The sequence below is a fragment of the Streptomyces sp. NP160 genome (assembly GCF_006335115.1).
In the GTDB taxonomy this organism is placed as follows: Bacteria; Actinomycetota; Actinomycetes; order Actinomycetales; family Quadrisphaeraceae; genus Quadrisphaera.
In genome coordinates this window covers 394-1,016 of the sequence record NZ_VDMJ01000099.1, presented here as the reverse complement: position 1 = coordinate 1,016, position 623 = coordinate 394, and the positions used below count along the sequence as shown (strand labels likewise).

The 623-nt window shown below is 74.3% G+C and carries 1 protein-coding gene; it reads right to left on the bottom strand.

Annotation, left to right across the window (positions count from 1 at the left end; translation table 11 throughout):
* On the bottom strand, positions 1 to 623 hold a 623-nt coding region (locus FHN55_RS23080; RefSeq protein WP_257571206.1), incomplete at both ends, for a GMC oxidoreductase.

Below are 623 nucleotides of genomic sequence, written 5' to 3'. Positions count from 1 at the left end.
GCACCGCGTCGTCGTCGGCGCCCATCCGGGCCGTCGACGTGGGGTGCAGGCCGGTGCGCGCGGTCCGCTGCACGAAGGCCAGCAGCTCGGCGTCGGTGACGACGTGCGTGCCGGGCACCACCTCGCCGCCGTCGTAGGGCTCGAAGGCCGGCTGCGACAGCAGCTCGCGGACGGTGCGCAGCACCCGCACCCACGCCTGGCGGTCGCTCTCGGTGGACAGGTAGTTGTTGACGATGACCGGCACGTCGGAGGGGTCGGTGGACCGCAGCGACACCCGGCCGCGCGAGGTGACGCGGCCCGGGTAGGCGTACAGCTGGTAGCCGTGGCCCTCCACGACCGGCATGCCGGCCACCGGCCACACCAGGCTGGAGAAGAACACCGTCGCCTCGGGCACCAGCTGCTCGGGCGCCGTGCGCAGGAAGCCGCCGGCCTCGATGTGCGTGCTGGCCCCCGGGCCGCTGCCCAGGGCCAGCCACTGCGCTGCGGCGGCGAGCAGGTTGGGCTTGTGCTTGATGCTCGCCATGCTCACCGGCTGGCTGCAGCGGTGCTGGACGAAGGCGCCCAGGTGGTCCTGCAGGTCGCGGCCCACGCCGGGCAGGTGCTGGACGACGTCGACGCCGGCG